Source organism: Streptomyces sp. NPDC041122 (genome assembly GCF_055592445.1).
This window is the reverse complement of record NZ_JBVIYQ010000009.1, coordinates 1-17325: the sequence shown is the minus strand read 5'-3', so window position 1 is coordinate 17325 and position 17325 is coordinate 1. Positions and strand designations below refer to the sequence as shown.

General features: G+C 69.5%; 15 protein-coding genes and 1 riboswitch. Of the genes, 4 read left to right on the top strand and 11 right to left on the bottom strand.

Annotated elements, in window-relative coordinates; all coding sequences use genetic code 11:
• Nucleotides 1-12: 12 nt before the first annotated feature.
• The 6 genes from ACZ6B8_RS29075 to ctaE all read right to left on the bottom strand — a co-directional run bounded on the left by ACZ6B8_RS29075 (nt 13) and on the right by ctaE (nt 7183).
• Nucleotides 13-1395 carry an aminotransferase class V-fold PLP-dependent enzyme gene (locus tag ACZ6B8_RS29075; protein ID WP_471075280.1) on the bottom strand — a complete coding sequence of 461 codons (1383 nt, stop codon included), beginning with the start codon at nt 1393-1395 and terminating at the stop codon, nt 13-15.
• Between the two features lie 164 nt (nt 1396-1559).
• A riboswitch (SAM riboswitch) is annotated at nt 1560-1677 on the bottom strand.
• Nucleotides 1678-1761: 84 nt separating this feature from the next.
• The gene (trpD, locus tag ACZ6B8_RS29070; protein ID WP_471075277.1) at nt 1762-2826 is read right to left on the bottom strand and encodes an anthranilate phosphoribosyltransferase; all 1065 of its coding nucleotides are present in this window, start codon (nt 2824-2826) and stop codon (nt 1762-1764) included.
• Between the two features lie 162 nt (nt 2827-2988).
• Nucleotides 2989-4626 carry a cytochrome bc1 complex cytochrome b subunit gene (gene qcrB / locus ACZ6B8_RS29065; protein ID WP_471075271.1) on the bottom strand — a complete coding sequence of 546 codons (1638 nt, stop codon included), beginning with the start codon at nt 4624-4626 and terminating at the stop codon, nt 2989-2991.
• On the bottom strand, nt 4623-5678 hold the full coding sequence (gene qcrA, locus ACZ6B8_RS29060) for a cytochrome bc1 complex Rieske iron-sulfur subunit (RefSeq protein ID WP_471075268.1): 1056 nt from the start codon (nt 5676-5678) through the stop codon (nt 4623-4625). Before qcrA ends, qcrB begins: the two co-directional genes overlap by 4 nt.
• The gene (gene qcrC, locus ACZ6B8_RS29055; protein WP_355813718.1) at nt 5675-6484 is read right to left on the bottom strand and encodes a cytochrome bc1 complex diheme cytochrome c subunit; all 810 of its coding nucleotides are present in this window, start codon (nt 6482-6484) and stop codon (nt 5675-5677) included. Before qcrC ends, qcrA begins: the two co-directional genes overlap by 4 nt.
• 78 nt (nt 6485-6562) lie before the next feature.
• A complete protein-coding gene (gene ctaE, locus ACZ6B8_RS29050; RefSeq protein ID WP_355813721.1) occupies nt 6563-7183 on the bottom strand; it encodes an aa3-type cytochrome oxidase subunit III in 621 nt (206 codons plus the stop codon).
• Between the two features lie 212 nt (nt 7184-7395).
• On the opposite strand from ctaE, the gene ACZ6B8_RS29045 reads away from it, so the two are divergent.
• Nucleotides 7396-7794 (top strand): hypothetical protein, encoded by a 399-nt coding sequence (locus ACZ6B8_RS29045; RefSeq protein ID WP_471075264.1) that lies wholly within the window; start codon nt 7396-7398, stop codon nt 7792-7794.
• A gap of 103 nt (nt 7795-7897) precedes the next feature.
• Here ACZ6B8_RS29045 and ACZ6B8_RS29040 read toward each other — a convergent pair whose 3' ends face one another.
• From ACZ6B8_RS29040 to ctaC, 4 genes are all read right to left on the bottom strand, one after another.
• A complete protein-coding gene (locus ACZ6B8_RS29040) occupies nt 7898-9145 on the bottom strand; it encodes a L,D-transpeptidase (RefSeq protein ID WP_471075261.1) in 1248 nt (415 codons plus the stop codon).
• 131 nt (nt 9146-9276) lie between these two features.
• Nucleotides 9277-9675, bottom strand: coding sequence for a cytochrome c oxidase subunit 4 (locus ACZ6B8_RS29035; RefSeq protein ID WP_362331502.1), 399 nt, complete (start codon nt 9673-9675; stop codon nt 9277-9279).
• Nucleotides 9672-11411, bottom strand: a complete 1740-nt coding sequence (gene ctaD, locus ACZ6B8_RS29030; RefSeq protein ID WP_471075258.1) for an aa3-type cytochrome oxidase subunit I — start codon at nt 11409-11411, stop codon at nt 9672-9674. Before ctaD ends, ACZ6B8_RS29035 begins: the two co-directional genes overlap by 4 nt.
• Nucleotides 11408-12370 carry an aa3-type cytochrome oxidase subunit II gene (gene ctaC / locus ACZ6B8_RS29025; RefSeq protein ID WP_471609177.1) on the bottom strand — a complete coding sequence of 321 codons (963 nt, stop codon included), beginning with the start codon at nt 12368-12370 and terminating at the stop codon, nt 11408-11410. The genes ctaD and ctaC overlap by 4 nt, the downstream gene beginning before the upstream one ends.
• 360 nt (nt 12371-12730) lie before the next feature.
• On the opposite strand from ctaC, the gene ACZ6B8_RS29020 reads away from it, so the two are divergent.
• Nucleotides 12731-14107 (top strand): aminotransferase class V-fold PLP-dependent enzyme, encoded by a 1377-nt coding sequence (locus ACZ6B8_RS29020; protein WP_471609176.1) that lies wholly within the window; start codon nt 12731-12733, stop codon nt 14105-14107.
• Nucleotides 14108-14125: 18 nt separating this feature from the next.
• Here the strand turns inward: ACZ6B8_RS29020 and ACZ6B8_RS29015 are convergent, their stop codons facing one another.
• Nucleotides 14126-15100 (bottom strand): carbohydrate kinase family protein, encoded by a 975-nt coding sequence (locus tag ACZ6B8_RS29015; RefSeq protein ID WP_471609175.1) that lies wholly within the window; start codon nt 15098-15100, stop codon nt 14126-14128.
• Between the two features lie 133 nt (nt 15101-15233).
• Here ACZ6B8_RS29015 and ACZ6B8_RS29010 point away from each other — a divergent pair, with 133 nt between their 5' ends.
• The gene (locus ACZ6B8_RS29010; protein ID WP_471076535.1) at nt 15234-15461 is read left to right on the top strand and encodes a hypothetical protein; all 228 of its coding nucleotides are present in this window, start codon (nt 15234-15236) and stop codon (nt 15459-15461) included.
• Nucleotides 15462-15653: 192 nt separating this feature from the next.
• A complete protein-coding gene (locus tag ACZ6B8_RS29005) occupies nt 15654-17141 on the top strand; it encodes a hypothetical protein (RefSeq protein ID WP_471609174.1) in 1488 nt (495 codons plus the stop codon).
• Nucleotides 17142-17325 lie beyond the last annotated feature (184 nt).

Sequence of the window (17325 nt, the reverse complement as noted above, 5' to 3'; positions counted from 1 at the left end):
GCGCCCGTCCGGTCAGGCCGCCGCGCCGGTGTCCGGCACGCAACGGCCGTCCTCGGTGCGGTAGTTCCACCGCGCGCCGTCCGCCACCAGCTCCTTGACCGCGCGCACGAAACGCTCGACGTGCTCGTCGGGCGTGCCCGCGCCGAAGCTGACACGGATGGCGTTCAGCGACTTCTCGCCGGGGGCGGCCTCGGGCGCGCCGCACTCGCCGGGCTCGCCGGGCTCGCTGCCGAGCAGGGTGCGCACCAGCGGGTGGGCGCAGAACAGGCCGTCCCGCACGCCGATCCCGTACTCGGCGGAGAGCGCGGCGGCGAAGTGCGAGCTGTTCCAGCCGTCCACCACGAAGGAGATGACGCCCACGCGCGGCGCGTCGTCACCGAAGAGGGAGAGGATCCGCACCTGCGGCACCTCGGCGAGACCCTCGCGCACCTTCGCGATCAGGTACTGCTCACGGGCGACCAGCTCCTCGAAGCCCGCCTCGGTGAGCGCCTTGCAGGCGGCGGCGATCGAGTAGACGCCGATGACGTTGGGCGAGCCGGCCTCGTGCCGGGCCGCGCTGTCGTGCCACTCCACGTCCACGCCGCCGCCCGCTTCCTGGGAACGCCGCGTCACCTTCCGCGAGGCGCCGCCGCCCGCGAGGTAGGGCTCGGCGGCGCGCAGCCAGTCGGAGCGGCCCGCGAGGACGCCCGAGCCGAACGGCGCGTACAGCTTGTGGCCGGAGAAGGCGACCCAGTCGACGTCCAACTCGTCGACGGAGACCGGGTGGTGGGGCGCGAGCTGCGCGGCGTCGAGGACGATCCGGGCGCCGTGCGCGTGCGCGGCGGCGGCCAGCTCGCGCACCGGCCACAGCTCCCCGGTGACGTTGGAGGCGCCGGTCACGCAGACCAGGGCGGGGCCGTAGGGGTCGCGGTCGGCGAGGGCGCGCTCCAGGGTGTGGACGGCCTCGTCGGGGGTGCGCGGGGCGTTGAGGTAGGTGACGCGGGCGTCGCGCCACGGCAGCAGCGAGGCGTGGTGCTCGGTCTCGAAGACGAAGACCTCGCAGCCGGCGGGCAGGGCGGCGGCCAGCAGGTTCAGCGAGTCGGTGGTGGAGCGGGTGAAGACGACCTGGTCGCCCTCGCGGCAGCCGAGGAAGTCGGCGACGGTCCTGCGGGAGTTCTCGAAGAGGTCGGTCGACAGCTGCGAGAGGTAGCCGGCGCCGCGGTGCACGCTGCCGTAGTACGGCGCGTACGCGGCCACGTCGTCCCAGACCCGCTGCAGGGCCGGCGCGCTCGCCGCGTAGTCGAGCGCGGCGTAGGTCACCTCGCCGCCGGTGACCAGCGGAACGGTGACGTCCCGGCCGAGCACGGCCAGCGGGGCACAGACGGGGGCGTCGACGGCAACGGCGGAAACAGACATGGCGAACTCCCGTGAGAGACAGGCGAATTCACCGCGCCGGAGCGAAGTCGACGGCGCGGGAGAAGGGTGAAAAAGGGTGTGCGGAGGCGGGGCGTGGAAGCCCTGTCACATTCGCTTGCTCACGAGACTGCTCCCTTGAGGACCAGGACCCCAGGGTTGCGAGGGGTCCGCGCTTGCCATACGCCTTGCTGCGTACGACCTGGTCTTCACCCGGGGCACCCCGCCACGGACGGAGGGTTGCCGGACAGCGGGCCGGGGCCGTAGTCGCTGTCACTCATGACCTGTGCAGCATCCTGCCATACGATCTTCGGCGCGCAAGGCGCAGTCCAGGATCCGGACTGCGCCGTGCGTCACACAGGGGGCGGTTCAGCGGTTGCTGGCCGACACCCAGCGCTCCAGGGCCCGCTTGGCGGCGCCGGAGTCGATCGCCTGCGCCGCCCGGGCCATCTGGGCGCGGATCTGCTCCACCAGCGGCTCGTCGGTCGGTGTGAGGGCCACGAGCGCCGCCGCGGAGTTCAGCAGCACCGCGTCCCGCACCGGCCCGCTCTCGCCGTCCAGGAGGCGCCGCGCCACCTCGGCGTTGTACGAGGCGTCGGCGCCCCGCAGCGCCTCGACGGGCACCAGGTCGATCCCGACGTCCCGCGGGTCGAAGGGCTCCTCGCGCACGGCGCCGTCCCGCACGGTCCAGACCCGGGACGTCGACGTCGTCGTCAGCTCGTCGAGGCCGTCGTCGCCGCGGAAGACGAGGGAGGAGTGCCCGCGCTCGGCGAAGACCCCGGCGACGACGGGCGCCATCCGCGGATCGGCGACCCCGACCGCCTGGGCCCGTACCTTCGCCGGGTTGGTGAGCGGGCCGAGCAGGTTGAAGACCGTCCTGATCCCCAGCTGGCTGCGGGCGGCGCCGGCGTACCGCAGCGCGGGGTGGAACTTCACGGCGAAGCAGAACGTGATGCCGGCCTCTTCGGCGACCTCGACGACCCGCCGGGGCGTGAGGTCCAGGTTGACGCCGAGCTTCTCCAGGACGTCGGAGGCGCCGGACGCGCTGGAGGCGGCGCGGTTGCCGTGCTTGACGACCTTGGCGCCCGCTCCCGCGACGACGATCGCGGACATGGTGGAGATGTTGACGGTCTTGGCGCCGTCGCCGCCGGTGCCCACGATGTCGACGCTCGGACCCGGCACCTCGACGACGTTGGCGTGCGCGTACATGGCGCGCACCAGGCCGGAGATCTCCGCGACGGTCTCGCCCTTGGCGCGCAGCGCCACCACGAAGCCCGCGATCTGCGCGTCGGTGGCCTCTCCGCGCATGATGCGGTCCATCGCCCACGCGGTGTCGTCGGCGCTCTGGTCCCGTCCGTCGAGCAGACCGTTCAGCACGTCGGGCCAGGAGCGGGCCGCCGCGGTGTCGCCTCCTGCGGGGGTCACAGCGTTCATGGCTGCTCCTGGTCTCTGTCCGGTGGGGTGGGAAACGCCCCGGAATACCGGGGTGGCTCCACCCTATCCAGCCCCGGGACGGCGAAGAGCCCCGTCCATGCACTGGACGGGGCTCCTGCCGTGGCGACCGTGGAAGGTCGGAGCGCGTGAAGCGTCAGGTGATCAGTGGTGACCGTGGCCGCTCGTGATCTCCTTGTACTCCTCGGCGGTGGGCTTGGGGATCTGGTTGTTCTCCCCGTAGTAGCCCTTGGAGAGCTTCGCCCGGAGCTTCTGCGAACCGGACAGCTTGCGCTCGACGCCGTTCTCGTCGACCGACGGGCCGATCTCGACCGGCTTGTACTGCTCGTGCGCGGTGAGCGTGTGCAGCTGGTCCTGGCTGAGCGGCTCGTGGATCTCGATGAACTCACCGTGCGGCAGCCGCTTGATGATGCCCGACTCGCGGCCGTGCAGCACCTTGTCCTTGTCGCGCCGCTGCAGACCCAGGCAGATCCGCTTGGTGACGATGAAGGCGACGACCGGTCCGACGAAGAAGGCGATCCGGACGAACCAGGTGATCGCGTTCAGCGACAGGTGGAAGTGGGTGGCCCACAGGTCGTTGCCACCACCGACGAGCATGACCATGTACGCGGTGAGCCAGGCGACACCGAAGGCCGTACGGGTCGGGGCGTTGCGCGGGCGGTCCAGGATGTGGTGCTCGCGCTTGTCGCCGGTGACCCAGGACTCGATGAACGGGTAGACCGCAATGGCCACGAGGACCAGCGGGAAGACCACGACCAGCGGGATGAACACACCGAGGACCAGCGTGTGGCCCCAGAGGTTGATCTCCCAGCCCGGCATCACACGGATCAGACCCTCGGCGAAGCCCATGTACCAGTCGGGCTGGGCGCCGGTGGACACCTGGTCCGGGCGGTACGGGCCGATGGCCCAGATCGGGTTGATCGAGGCGATCGCCGCGATGACCGCGATGACACCGAAGACCAGGAAGAAGAAGCCTCCGGCCTTGGCCATGTAGACCGGCAGCAGCGGCATGCCGACGACGTTCTTGTTGTTCTTGCCGGCGCCCGCGTACTGCGTGTGCTTGTGGTAGAAGACCAGGATCAGGTGCGCCACCACGAGACCGAGCATGATGCCCGGCAGCAGCAGGATGTGCACCGAGTAGAACCGGGCCACGAAGTCGCCGCCGGGGAACTCCCCGCCGAACAGGAACATCGAGAGGTACGTGCCGACGATCGGCACTCCGAGGATGGCGCCCTGCATGAAGCGGACACCGGTACCGGAGAGCAGGTCGTCCGGGAGCGAGTAACCGGTGAAGCCGGTGAACATGCCGAGGACGAACAGCAGGAAGCCGAACAGCCAGTTGACCTCACGCGGCTTGCGGAACGCACCCGTGAAGAAGACGCGCATCATGTGCACGAACATGCCGGCGAGGAAGATCAGCGCCGCCCAGTGGTGGATCTGCCGGATCAGCAGACCACCGCGCACATCGAAGGAGATGTGCATGGTCGAGTTGAACGCCTCCGACATCAGCTGTCCCTGCATCGGGATGTAGCTGCCGGAGTACTCCACCTCGTTCATCGACGGGTGGAAGAACAGCGTCAGGTACACACCCGTGAGGATGATGATGAGGAAGCTGTACAGGCAGATCTCGCCGAGCATGAAGGACCAGTGGTCCGGAAAGATCTTGCGCATGTTGGCCTTGGCGAGGGAGTAGATCCCCAGCCGGCCGTCCGCCCAGTCCGCGACCCGCTCACCCGCGGGCGCCTTCTGGCGGTTGTCGTTCGAAGAAGTGGTGGTGCTCATCCGCGCTCCCAGAAGGCCGGACCGACGGGCTCTTCGAAGTCGCCGAGCGCCTCGAGATAGCCCTTTTCGTTCACGCCGATGCGCAGCTGCGGCAGGGCGTGACCAGCCGGGCCGAAGATCACTCGGGCACCGTCGGAGAGATCGAAGGTGGACTGGTGGCACGGGCAGAGGACGTGGTGCGTCTGCTGCTCGTACAGGGAGATCGGGCAGCCCACGTGGGTGCAGATCTTGGAGTAGGCCACGATGCCCTCGTGCGACCACTCCAGCTCGCGCTTGTCCTTGATGTTCTCCGGCTGGATCCGGACGATCATCAGGGCGGCCTTGGCGATCTGCGTCTGGAAGTCGTGGTCGTGCTCCGACATCCCCTCGGGCATCGCGAAGGTCAGCGAACCGACCTGGACGTCCGCGGGACGCAGCGGCTCGTGCGTGTTCATGTTGACGAGCATCTTGCCCCGGCCCCACTTGGTGTGGCGGAGCTTGTCCTCGGGCAGCGGACCGAGGTCACGCAGGAGGACGACGCCGGAGAGCGGGACCAGGGCCAGCGCGCCGAACATCGTGTTGCGGATGAGCTTGCGCCGGCCGAAGCCGGACTCCGCCGCACCCTGCTTGAAGTCGGCCATGACCTTGGCGCGGACCTCGGGCTCGGCGGCGATCTCGTGCCGCTCGTCGGCCATCTCCACGTCGGACATCAGGGTGCGGGCCCAGTGGACCGCGCCCGCGCCGATGCAGAACAGGGCCACGCCGAGGGTCAGGCCCAGGGCGAAGTTCAGGCCGCTGATGTGACCGATCGGGAAGACGTAGATGCTCTTGTCGGCCGGGATCGCCACGTACGAGGCGATGAAGCCCACGGTGGCGATCATCGACAGCGTGAACAGGAACGCCACGGCACGCTCGGACCGCTTGGCGGCCCGCTCGTCGATGTCCTGGACGCGGTGCTCGTGGGGCGGCAGCCCCGGGTCGGCGAACGGGTTCTCTTCCGTCTCGGCCACCGAGCCGTGCCCGGTCTCCTGCTTGCTGGGCAGGTTCTTCTCTGGAATCTCTTGGCTACTCATGACTTCTTGGCCTTTGCGGTCCGAGCGGCGACCCACACGGCGACCGCGATCAGCGAGCCGAGACCGAAGATCCAGCCGAAGAGGCCTTCACTGACCGGACCCAGACCACCCAGCTTGAGACCGCCAGGGCTCTCGGTCTTCTCACCGTTGACCGCGTCGAGGTACGCGATGATGTCCTTCTTGTTCTTCTCCGGCATCGTGGTGTCGGGGAAGGACGGCATGTTCTGCGGGCCGGTCTGCATGGCCTCGTAGATGTGCTTCGGGGCGACGCCCTCCAGCGAAGGCGCGAACTTGCCGTGCGTCAACGCACCACCTTCACCGGTGAAGTTGTGGCACTGGGCGCAGTTGGTGCGGAACAGCTCGCCACCCTTGGCGATGTCCGCCCCGTCCGGGCTGTACTGCTTCTCGGTCGGGACCGAGGGACCGGCACCCAGCGACGAGATGTACGCCGCCAGCTGGTCGATCTGGGCCTGGTTGTAGATGACCTTCTTCTTGGGCGCCTGGGCACCCGGCTGCTGGAGCGGCATGCGCCCGGTGCCGACCTGGAAGTCGACAGCGGCGGCGCCCACGCCGACCAGGCTCGGACCGTCGGAGGAGCCCTGACCGCCGGTTCCGTGGCAGCTGGAGCAGCCCACGGCGTAGAGCTTCTTGCCCTCGTCGATGGCGAGGGACTGGGCGGTGTCATCGGCCTGCGCCTTGTCCGCCGGCGCGAACGCGGCGTACAGCCCCCCGGTGGCCGCCAGCGCGAGGAGTAGGACGACGACCGCCGCCAGCGGATGGCGTCGTCGTGCGGAGAGCTTTTTCACGGATTACCCCGGTGTCAGGATCTTCTGCGTCGATGCTTCTGGAATGTGTCGGTTGCGTCGCGGGAGCGACCCCGCCGATTACTTGATCATGTAGATCGTGGCGAAGAGGCCGATCCAGACCACATCGACGAAGTGCCAGTAGTAGGACACGACGATGGCTGCGGTCGCCTGTTCGTGGGTGAACCTCCTGGCCGCATAGGTGCGTCCGAGGACCAGCAGGAAGGCGATGAGGCCGCCTGTCACATGCAGTCCGTGGAAGCCGGTGGTCAGGTAGAAGACCGAGCCGTAGGGGTCGGAGGAGAGCGAGAGCCCATCCTTCTTGACCAGCTCGGTGTACTCGAACACCTGACCGCCGATGAAGATCGCACCCATGATGAAGGTGACGATGAACCACATCCGGAGCTTCTTCACATCCCCGCGTTCAGCTGCGAACACGCCCAGCTGACACGTGAGGGAGGAGAGCACCAGGATCGTGGTGTTCGTCGCCGAGAACGGGAAGTTAAGGGCCGAGGCCATTTCCTTCCAGTGATCAGGACCTGTCACCGATCGCAGGGTGAAGTACATCGCGAAGAGGGCCGCGAAGAACATCAGCTCGGAACTCAACCAGATGATGGTTCCGACGCTGGTGAGGTTCGGTCGATTGACCGGCGGGTGCGCGTGCCCGGTATCTACTGTCGTTGCTGTCGCCACGACCGACATTATGTCGGTCGCTTATCCCGCCCTCACCCCGGGGGGTGCCGTTCGGAGTGTCTACGGGGTGTGTCCTGCCCGGATGGCCCATCGCAGCCCGCTCCGAACCGGTGTTGACGGGGTGTCGGGAGGAGTAGCATCCGCGCATCGGTTCCCGACCCATGACGGCACAGCTCAGCTCAGCTCAGCACTGCTCGACGCACTGACGTACTGGAGGAACAATGCAGCCGACCGCCACGGTGCTGGTCTACAGCGACAACGCCGGCACCCGCGAGCAAGTCCGGTTGGCCACCGGTCGCAGGCCGGCGACGGACGTTCCCGAGGTCCGGTTCGTGGAGTGCGCCACCCAGCACGCGGTCCTCAAGGAGCTCGACCACGGCGGCATCGACGTCTGTGTCCTCGACGGCGAGTCGGCGCCCGGCGGGATGGGCGTCTGCCGGCAGATCAAGGACGAGATCTTCCAGGCCCCGCCCGTCCTGCTGCTCATCGGGCGCCCCCAGGACGCCTGGCTGGCCACCTGGAGCCGCGCGGAGGCCGCGGTGACGCTGCCGGTCGAGCCGGTGGAGTTCGCCCGGGCCCTGGCCGCGCTGCTGCGCGACAAGGCGGCCGTGGAGGCCTGACGGGCCGCCCGGACCCGCCGAAGGGGCCCGTGCTCCACGAGAGGGGCCCACACCGCGGTGTGGGCCCCTCTCGTGCGTCTCTGACAGCGTCTCTGCGGCTCCGTCAGACAGCCGGCCGCAGCCTGGCGGCCTCGACCGCCGACGGGCCTTCCTTGGCCCCGGCAAGCAGCGCGCTGCCCTTGCGCCACTTCTTCCAGCCCATGTTCCAGTCGCCGAGGCCGTTGCCGAACGTCGGCATGTCCTCGCCGGCGCTGTTGATGACCTTCACCAGGTCGCCCTGGCGGACGGTCTCGTAGAACCAGGCGGCGTCCCCGGTGCTCATGCCGGTGCAGCCGTGGCTGGTGTTCGCGTACCCCTGCGACCCCACCGACCAGGGCGCGGCGTGCACGTACTCGCCGGAGTCGGTGACCCGCGTCGCGTAGTAGACCTGCTTGTCGTAGAAGTCCGACGACCCGATGCTGGCGCTGGTCATGCGTACGGAGTACTCCTTGCCCAGCACCACCTTGACGCCGTTGCGCGTGGAGTAGCCGGGCTTGCCGGTGGTCACCGGCATGGAGTTGATCTCCTCGCCGTTGCGGTAGACCGTCATGTAGTGCGAGCCGGCGTCCGTCACGGCCTCGACGCGGTCGCCGATGGTGAGCTCCAGCGGCTTGGTCTCGGCGCCCCACAGCTTGTCGTCGACCTTGAGGCCCTTGAGGTTGCTGGAGACGCTGACGCTCGCTCCCGCGGGCCAGTACTCCTTCGGGCGGTAGTGCAGGGTCTTGCTGTCCACCCAGTACCAGGCGCCCTCCGTGGCGGGAGTCGAGCGGACCTTGAGCGCACGCTCGACGACCGCCCTGGCCTTCTTGTCCTTCACCGCGCGGCTGAGCGTGGCCGTGACGGGCTGTCCGACGCCGTACTTGCCCGCCTCCGGGCCGAAGGTGACCTTCAGCCGCTTCTTGTCATCGGGGGTGGTGGTGTCGAAGGCGAGGACCTTGCGCCCCGGCGCCCCGTCCTCGTCCTCGGTGCTCACCCGCACCGTGTAGTGGGCGTCCGCGGCCAGCGGGGTGGTGCTGTGCCACCGGGCGCCGTCGGCCGAGAGTTCACCCGCCACGTACCGGCCCGTCGCGTCGGTGGCCGTCACGTCGGTGATGCGTCCGTCGTCACCCTGGGCGGTGACTTCCAGGGGCTTGTCCGGGTCCGCCTTCTGGGTGCCCGTGGGGCCGTTGAAGGCGATCTGGCCGGCCGCGTCGTACGGCTTCGCCGAGAGCGGGTGGCCGTCGGAGCTGCCGCACGCCGTGGTCCCCGCACCGAGGGCGGCCACCAGCATCGTGCAGCTCAGTACCGTGCGAATTCGCGGTGAGTGGCTCATAGACACACGGTATGAAGATCCGCCGGGTTCGGCGCGCCGAAGTCACCCGTCCGGGGTACCGACACGCCGAAGGGCCCGGACACTCCCTCAGGAGTGTCCGGGCCCTTCGGCGTTGAACGGGAACTACCGGCTCACTGGGTCTGGTTCTCGCCGCGGTAGTACTCGAAGACCCAGCCCCACAGGCCGATCAGGATGATCGGGGCCGAGAAGTACAGCAGCCACCAGCCGAAGACGACGCCCAGGAAGGCGAGCGCGCCACCGACGGCCAGGGAGAGCGGCTGCCAGCTGTGCGGGCTGAAGAAGCCCACCTCGCCGGCCTCGTCCGCGACGTCCGCCTCCTTGTTGTCCTGTGCGGAGGCGTCGACCCGCCGGGCCGTGAAGGCCAGGTAGTAGCCGATCATGATGCACAGGCCGAAGGCCAGGAAGAGCGCCGTGGTACCGGCGGGCTCCTTCGACCACACGCCATAGACGATCGCCATGGCGAGGACGAAGACGCTCAGCCAGATGAACATCTTGCCCTGGATCTTCACTTCGCGCTCTCCTTGTCGCCGCCGAACAGAGCGGTGTCCTTCTGCCCGTCGTTCTCGATGTGTCCGATCGCGGCGATCTCAGGGTGGTGCAGGTCGAACGCCGGCGATTCGGAGCGGATGCGCGGCAGGGTGAGGAAGTTGTGCCGCGGCGGCGGGCAGGACGTCGCCCACTCGAGCGAACGGCCGTAGCCCCACGGGTCGTCGACCTCGACCTTCTTGCCGTACTTCGCCGTCTTCCAGACGTTGTAGAAGAACGGCAGGATCGACAGACCGAGCAGGAACGAGCAGATCGTGGAGATCGTGTTCAGCGCGGTGAAGCCGTCGGCGGCGAGGTAGTCCGCGTAACGCCGCGGCATGCCCTCGGCACCCAGCCAGTGCTGGACGAGGAAGGTGCCGTGGAAGCCGACGAACAGCGTCCAGAAGGTGATCTTGCCCAGGCGCTCGTCGAGCATCTTGCCGGTCATCTTCGGCCACCAGAAGTGGAAGCCGGAGAACATCGCGAAGACGACGGTGCCGAACACCACGTAGTGGAAGTGCGCCACCACGAAGTAGGAGTCCGAGACGTGGAAGTCCATCGGCGGCGAGGCCAGGATGACGCCCGTCAGACCACCGAAGGTGAAGGTGATCAGGAAGCCGACCGCCCACAGCATCGGGGTCTCGAACGACAGGGACCCCTTCCACATCGTGCCGATCCAGTTGAAGAACTTCACGCCGGTCGGTACGGCGATGAGGAACGTCATGAAGGAGAAGAACGGCAGGAGCACTCCGCCGGTGACGTACATGTGGTGCGCCCACACCGTCACGGACAGACCCGCGATCGCGATGGTCGCGCCGATCAGACCCATGTAGCCGAACATCGGCTTGCGGGAGAAGACCGGAATGACCTCGGAAATGATGCCGAAGAACGGTAGCGCGATGATGTACACCTCTGGATGGCCGAAGAACCAGAAGAGGTGTTGCCAGAGCAATGCGCCGCCATTGGCCGCGTCGAAGACATGCGCACCGAATTTACGGTCCGCCTCCAGGGCGAACAGCGCGGCGGCCAGGACCGGGAAGGCCAGCAGGACCAGCACCGCGGTCAGCAGCACGTTCCACACGAAGATCGGCATACGGAACATCGTCATGCCCGGAGCGCGCATGCAGATGATCGTGGTGATGAAGTTGACCGAGCCGAGGATCGTGCCGAAGCCGGAGAAGGCCAGACCCATGATCCACATGTCGGCGCCGATGCCCGGCGAACGGACCGCGTCGGAGAGCGGGCTGTAGGCGAACCAGCCGAAGTCCGCCGCACCCTGCGGCGTGAGGAAACCGCCCACGGCGATGAGCGAGCCGAACAGGTACAGCCAGTAGGCGAACATGTTCAGCCGCGGGAACGCCACGTCGGGCGCGCCGATCTGCAGCGGCATGATCCAGTTCGCGAAACCGGCGAACAACGGCGTCGCGAACATCAGCAGCATGATCGTGCCGTGCATCGTGAACGCCTGGTTGAACTGCTCGTTCGACATGATCTGCGTGCCCGGGCGGGCGAGCTCGGCGCGCATGAAGAGCGCCATCACACCGCCGATGCAGAAGAACGCGAACGACGTGACCAGATACAACGTGCCGATCGTCTTGTGGTCGGTGGTGGTCAGCCACTTGATGACGACGTTGCCCGGCTGCTTGCGCCTGACCGGCAGCTCGTTCTCGTACGAGTCTTCTGCTGCCGCGGCACCCTGGGGTTCGTTGAGGATGCTCACAGGTTGTTCGTCTCCCGGTTCTTCTCGTGGGGCGTCTGCTCGATGCCGGCCGGGATGTAACCGGTCTGGTTCTTCTTCACCAGGTCCTCGAGGTGCTGCTTGTAGCGCTCGGGGGAGACGACCTTGACGTTGAAGAGCATCCGGGAGTGGTCGACGCCGCAGAGCTCGGCGCACTTGCCCATGAAGGTGCCCTCCTTGTTCGGAGTGACCTCGAAGGCGTTGGTGTGGCCCGGGATGACGTCCTGCTTCATGAGGAACGGCACCACCCAGAAGGAGTGGATGACGTCACGCGAGGTGAGCACGAAGCGGACCTTCTCGCCCTTGGGGAGCCAGAGGGTCGGGCCGGGGTTGCCGTTCTGGGGGTTCCGCTCGCCGGGCGTGCCGACGTCGTAGACGCCGTTGGCCCTGGCCGGGAAGTCCTTGCGGAACTTGTCGGGGATCGCCGAGAGGTCCTTGGACGTCTTGGCGTTGTCCTTGCCGCCACCCGGAACGTTCTCGACGTAGTTGAAGCCCCAGCTCCACTGGAAGCCGACCACGTTGACCGTGTGGGCCGGCTTGTCGTCGAGCTTGAGGAGCTTGGACTCGTCACGTGCCGTGAAGTAGAAGAGCACCGACACGATGATGAGGGGCACCACCGTGTACAGCGCCTCGATGGGCATGTTGTAACGCGTCTGCGCCGGTACTTCCACCTTGGTGCGGCTGCGCCGGTGGAAGACGACGCTCCACAGGATCAGACCCCAGACCAGGACGCCCGTGGCGAGCGCTGCCGCCCACGAGCCCTGCCAGAGGGAGAGAATCCGCGGAGCCTCTTCCGTTACCGGGGTGGGCATTCCAAGGCGGGGGAAATCCTTGTATGTGCAACCGGTGGCGGTCGCCAGGATCAGGCCCGCAGTCAGCACCTGCGGCAGCTTCCGCCGCATCGGGCGCCGCGACGAGCGGTCGGAGCCGTTGGGACTCACGTAGCGCCTTCCCGAGAGTCTCGCCCGCGCGGTCGGCTGCGGCCTCCACGCTGGTCGGTCGCCGCCCTGCGTCGGGCAGGGGTTTGGATGTTTATGCGGACCAAACCCTACTGGACGCTATTTGGGGTCGCGCGGGGAGGGTGCCTAACGCGCCGCGGGTCACTCCGAAGGGTGGGACGGGGCGCCGTCGGGCCCTTTCTGACGGAGGGTCGGGGCGCCCACCAGCTCGGCGGAATCTGTTGGTCCGCGGGTGCGGGTGCGCTGTGGCTGGGCGCGCAGTTCCCCGCGCCCCTGAAGGAGCGGCCCCTGCGGGGCGCTCCCTCAGGGTGCCCCGGTGCGCCGACGTCTTAGCGTGGGGGCGTGTCCTACTTTGATGTTGCGTCTTCCGCTCCCCTTCACCCCGTTGCCCGGCAGGCGCTGGTGGCCTCGCTCGACGAGGGGTGGGCCGATCCCGCGCGGCTGTACCGGGAGGGGCGGCGGGCCCGGATGCTGCTGGATGCCGCGCGTGAGGCGGCCGCGGAGGCCGTGGGGTGCCGGCCGGACGAGCTCGTCTTCACCGCCTCCGGCACCCGTGCCGTGCACGCCGGGATCGAGGGCGCGCTCGCCGCGCGTCGGCGCGTCGGACACCACCTGATCGTGTCGGCCGTCGAACATTCGTCGGTGCTCCATTCGGCGGAGGCGCACGAGCAGGGCGGCGGGGCGGTGACCCGGGTGCCGGTGGACCGGGGTGGGGCGGTGGCCCCGGACGGGTACGCCGCCGCGCTGCGCGAGGACACCGCGCTCGCCTGTCTGCAGTCCGCCAACCACGAGGTCGGCACCGAGCAGCCGGTCGCCGAGGTCGCCGAGGTCTGCCGCGCCGCCGGGGTGCCGCTCCTGGTGGACGCCGCGCAGTCGCTGGCCTGGGGGCCGGTCGAGGGGGCCTGGTCGCTGCTGACCGGCAGCGCCCACAAGTGGGGCGGGCCCGCGGGGGTCGGCGTCCTCGTCGTACGCAAGGGGGTGCGGTTCGCGCCGCGGGGTCCGGCCGACGAGCGGGAGTCGGGGCGGGCCGCCGGGTTCGAGAACATTCCGGCGGTCGTGGCGGCGGCGGCCTCGCTGCGCGCGGTGCGGGCCGAGGCCGCGGCGGAGGGGGCGCGGCTGCGGGAGCTGACGGAGCGGATCCGGACGCGGGTGCCCTCGCTCGTGCCGGATGTGGAGGTGGTGGGCGATCCCGTGCGGCGCCTTCCGCACCTGGTGACCTTCTCCTGTCTCTATGTCGACGGGGAGACACTGCTGCACGAGCTGGACCGGGCGGGCTTCTCCGTGTCGTCCGGCTCCTCGTGCACCAGCTCGACGCTGACGCCGAGCCATGTGCTCAGGGCGATGGGCGTGCTGAGCGAGGGCAACGTACGGATCTCGCTGCCGGCCGGCACCGAGGCGGCGGAGGTCGAGCGGTTCCTCGACGTGCTGCCGGGGGTGGTGCGGGGCGTGCGGGAGACGCTGGGGGCTCCGGTCGCGGGCGGGAGCGGGGACGCCGAGGCCGTGACCGTCGACGCGCTCGGCACGAGCTGCCCGCAGCCGGTCATCGAACTGGCCCGGGCGATCGGGCGGGTGCGGGTGGGCGGCACCGTCACCGTGCTCGCCGACGACGAGGTCGCGGCGGTGGACATCCCGGCGTGGTGCTGGACGCGGCAGCAGGAGTACGTGGGCGAGCGGCCGGCGGACCAGGGCGTGGCCTACGTGGTCCGCCGGAGCTCGTGACCGGCTGCCCGCGACCGGCTAGCCGAGGTGCGGCTGGACCTCGGCCGCGGCCTCGTGGCCGTACGCCTTGGTGAAGCGGTCCATGAAGTTGCTGCGGCGCAGCTCGTACTCCTGGGTGCCGACGGTCTCGATGACCAGGGTGGCGAGCATGCAGCCGACCTGCGCGGCGCGCTCGTGCGAGACGCCCCAGGCGAGGCCGGAGAAGAAGCCCGCGCGGAAGGCGTCGCCGACGCCGGTCGGCTCGACCTTCGCCTCCTCCTGCGGGACGCCGACCTCGATCGGGTCCTGGCCCGCGGTCTCGATGCGCACGCCCTGCGCGCCGAGGGTGGTCACGCGGTGGCCGACCTTGGAGAGGATCTCGGCGTCGCTCCAGCCGGTCTTGGACTCGATGAGTCCCTTCTCGTACTCGTTGGAGAAGAGGTACGTGGCGCCGTCGAGGAGCGTGCGGATCTCGTCGCCCTGCATGCGCGCGATCTGCTGCGAGAAGTCAGCGGCGAAGGGGATCTCGCGGCTGCGGCACTCCTCCGTGTGACGGAGCATCGCCTCGGGGTCGTCGGCGCCGATCGACACGAGGTCGAGACCGCCGACGCGGTCGGCCACCGTCTTCAGCTCGATGAGGCGGGCCTCGCTCATGGCGCCCGTGTAGAAGGAGCCGATCTGGTTGTGGTCGGCGTCCGTGGTGCAGACGAAGCGCGCGGTGTGCAGGGTCTCGGAGATCCGGACCGACGCGGTGTCCACGCCGTGCCGGTCGAGCCAGGCGCGGTACTCGTCGAAGTCCGAGCCGGCGGCGCCGACCAGGATCGGGCGGGTGCCGAGCTGGCCCATGCCGAACGTGATGTTGGCGGCGACGCCTCCCCTGCGCACATCGAGGGCGTCGACGAGGAAGGAGAGGGAGACCGTGTGCAGCTGATCGGCGACCAGCTGGTCGGCGAAGCGGCCGGGGAAGGTCATCAGGTGGTCGGTGGCGATGGAGCCGGTGACTGCGATACGCACGGCTGGATGCTCCTGTGGAGGAGAGGCGGGATTGACAGTTCACGCTACCGGGTCGACGCACCGTCTCTGAAGTGCCAAAACTACCCAATAGTAGGGCTTTTTTCCGACGCCGCGTGATGCATACGGTGCCGTTATGACCGTTATCCCGAAGGATGTCGTCCTGCGGCGCCGCGCCGCGCCGCCCACCGAGGCTCCGGAGACCATGGAGACGCTGCGCGGGGACGGTGCCCGCATGGCGCCGCACTGGGCAGTGCCCGCCGTAGCCGCCACCGCTCCCGTGCCGCCCTCGCTCATCCACGGGATCACCGTCCCGCCGGCCTCGGCGCGGGTGATCGCCGGGATGTCGGAGTACGGGGACTGACGTCGGCCTCACCGGGTCCGGCCCCGGACGTGCTTCGTCCGGGGAGGGTCCCTTCCGGGGCACCGGCGCGCGCGGGGAACCGTGCGCTCCCCCGCTGCGTCCCATTGCCGTCCCCCGTCAAGGGGAAGGGGGATACGACGAAGCCCACCCGTGGGATGTCAGGGACAGCAGTGCAGTCGAAGGAGCGATGCGGTGAGCACCGAGCGATCCGATCATGAGGCAGCCGAACCGCGGCGGCGGCGTTCCCGTCTGGCCGTCGTCTCGGTCGCGGCCACCGTGCTGCTGGTAGGCGGCGGTGGCGCGTACGTCGCGGCGACCGCGTCCGGCGGTGGCGGCAACGGCGGCGGCGACGGAGCCCCGGCGGGGGACGGCGGCACGCCTCCCCCGCTCGCCCTGGACGGCTATCCGGGCGACGACCGGCAGGACGGCGGCACCAGCGGCATCGCGCCGGGTGAGCCCGACCCGCACGGCGCGACGTACCGGGCGGCCGGCGACCTGCCCGACGGCCCCGGGTCGGCGGCCGTGTACCACGCGCGGGGCCAGGTCACCCGGGGCGAGGTCACCGAGCTGGCCGACGCGCTCGGCGTGAGCGGCACGGCGACCTCGCGGGACGGCGCCTGGCGGGTGGGCCCCACCAACGACGGCTCGGGCCCCTCCCTCCAGGTCGACAAGCAGGCGCCGGGCACCTGGACCTACACCGCGCACGCCACCGGCGGCACCGACAACTGCTCCAAGGGCAAGCCCTGTTCCTCGACCTCCACCGCGCCCGGCGGCGAGCCGGGCGACGCGGTGAGCGAGGAGGCGGCGAAGGCGGCCGCCGCCCCCGTCCTGAAGGCGCTCGGCCAGGACGACGCCAAGCTGGACGCGGGCCAGCTGATGGGCGCCGTACGGGTGGTGAACGCCGACCCGAAGTTCGACGGCCTGCCGACGTACGGCTGGTCGACCGGCATCCAGGTCGGCGCGGACGGTGAAGTGGTCGGCGGCAGCGGCCAGTTGAAGGCGCCGGAGAAGGGCGCCACGTATCCGGTGATCAGCGCCGAGAAGACACTCGACCTGCTGAACAAGTCGGGCGGCGGCCACGGCCGGGTCGGCGTCGGCGGCTGCGCGAGGCCGGTGCCGCATGCCGACGACGAGACGAAGGCGGAGGGCGGCAGCGGGCCGGAGCAGCAGCCCTGCGCGCCGTCGTCCGCGCCGCCGGAGCCGCGGCCGGTCGCCGTCAGCGGCGCCACGTTCGGGCTCGCGACGCACTTCGTCGCGGGGAAGCGGGCCCTGGTGCCGTCCTGGCTGTTCGACGTGAGGCCCGAGGGCGCGAAGGAGACCTTCACGGTCACGCATCCGGCCGTCGCCCCCGAGTATCTGACCTCGCCCCGCACGCCGGGGACGCCCACGCCCAGCGAGAAGCCCGGCGGTGACGAGCGGCGCACGGCAGGCGTCGAGTCCTACAGCGCCGACGGCCGGTCGCTGACCGTGCACTTCTGGGGCGGCGTGTGCAGCACGTACGCCGCGTCCGCGCGGGAGGACGGCGACCAGGTGCGGGTCGAGGTCATTGAGACGCCCGCGCAGGACGGCAAGATGTGCGTCAAGGTCGCCAAGAAGCTCTCGAAGACGGTGCACCTCGACAAGCCGCTCGGCGACCGCAGGGTCGTGGACACGAAGGGCGACACGGTCCGGCAGAAGTAGCGCGCGAGCGCGGCCGGTTGGCCGGCCGGCCCGCGCCGGGACGTACGAAGGCGGGGGGCCCCCCGGAACGTTAGAGGGGCCGCCACCCTCTTCCGTCCCGGGGGGGGCCTGGCGGACAAACAGCCGCTGTCCCGCGGTGCTTTTTTCAGAACCTGTCGCCCCTCGTGTTCCAGAACCCGTGGTT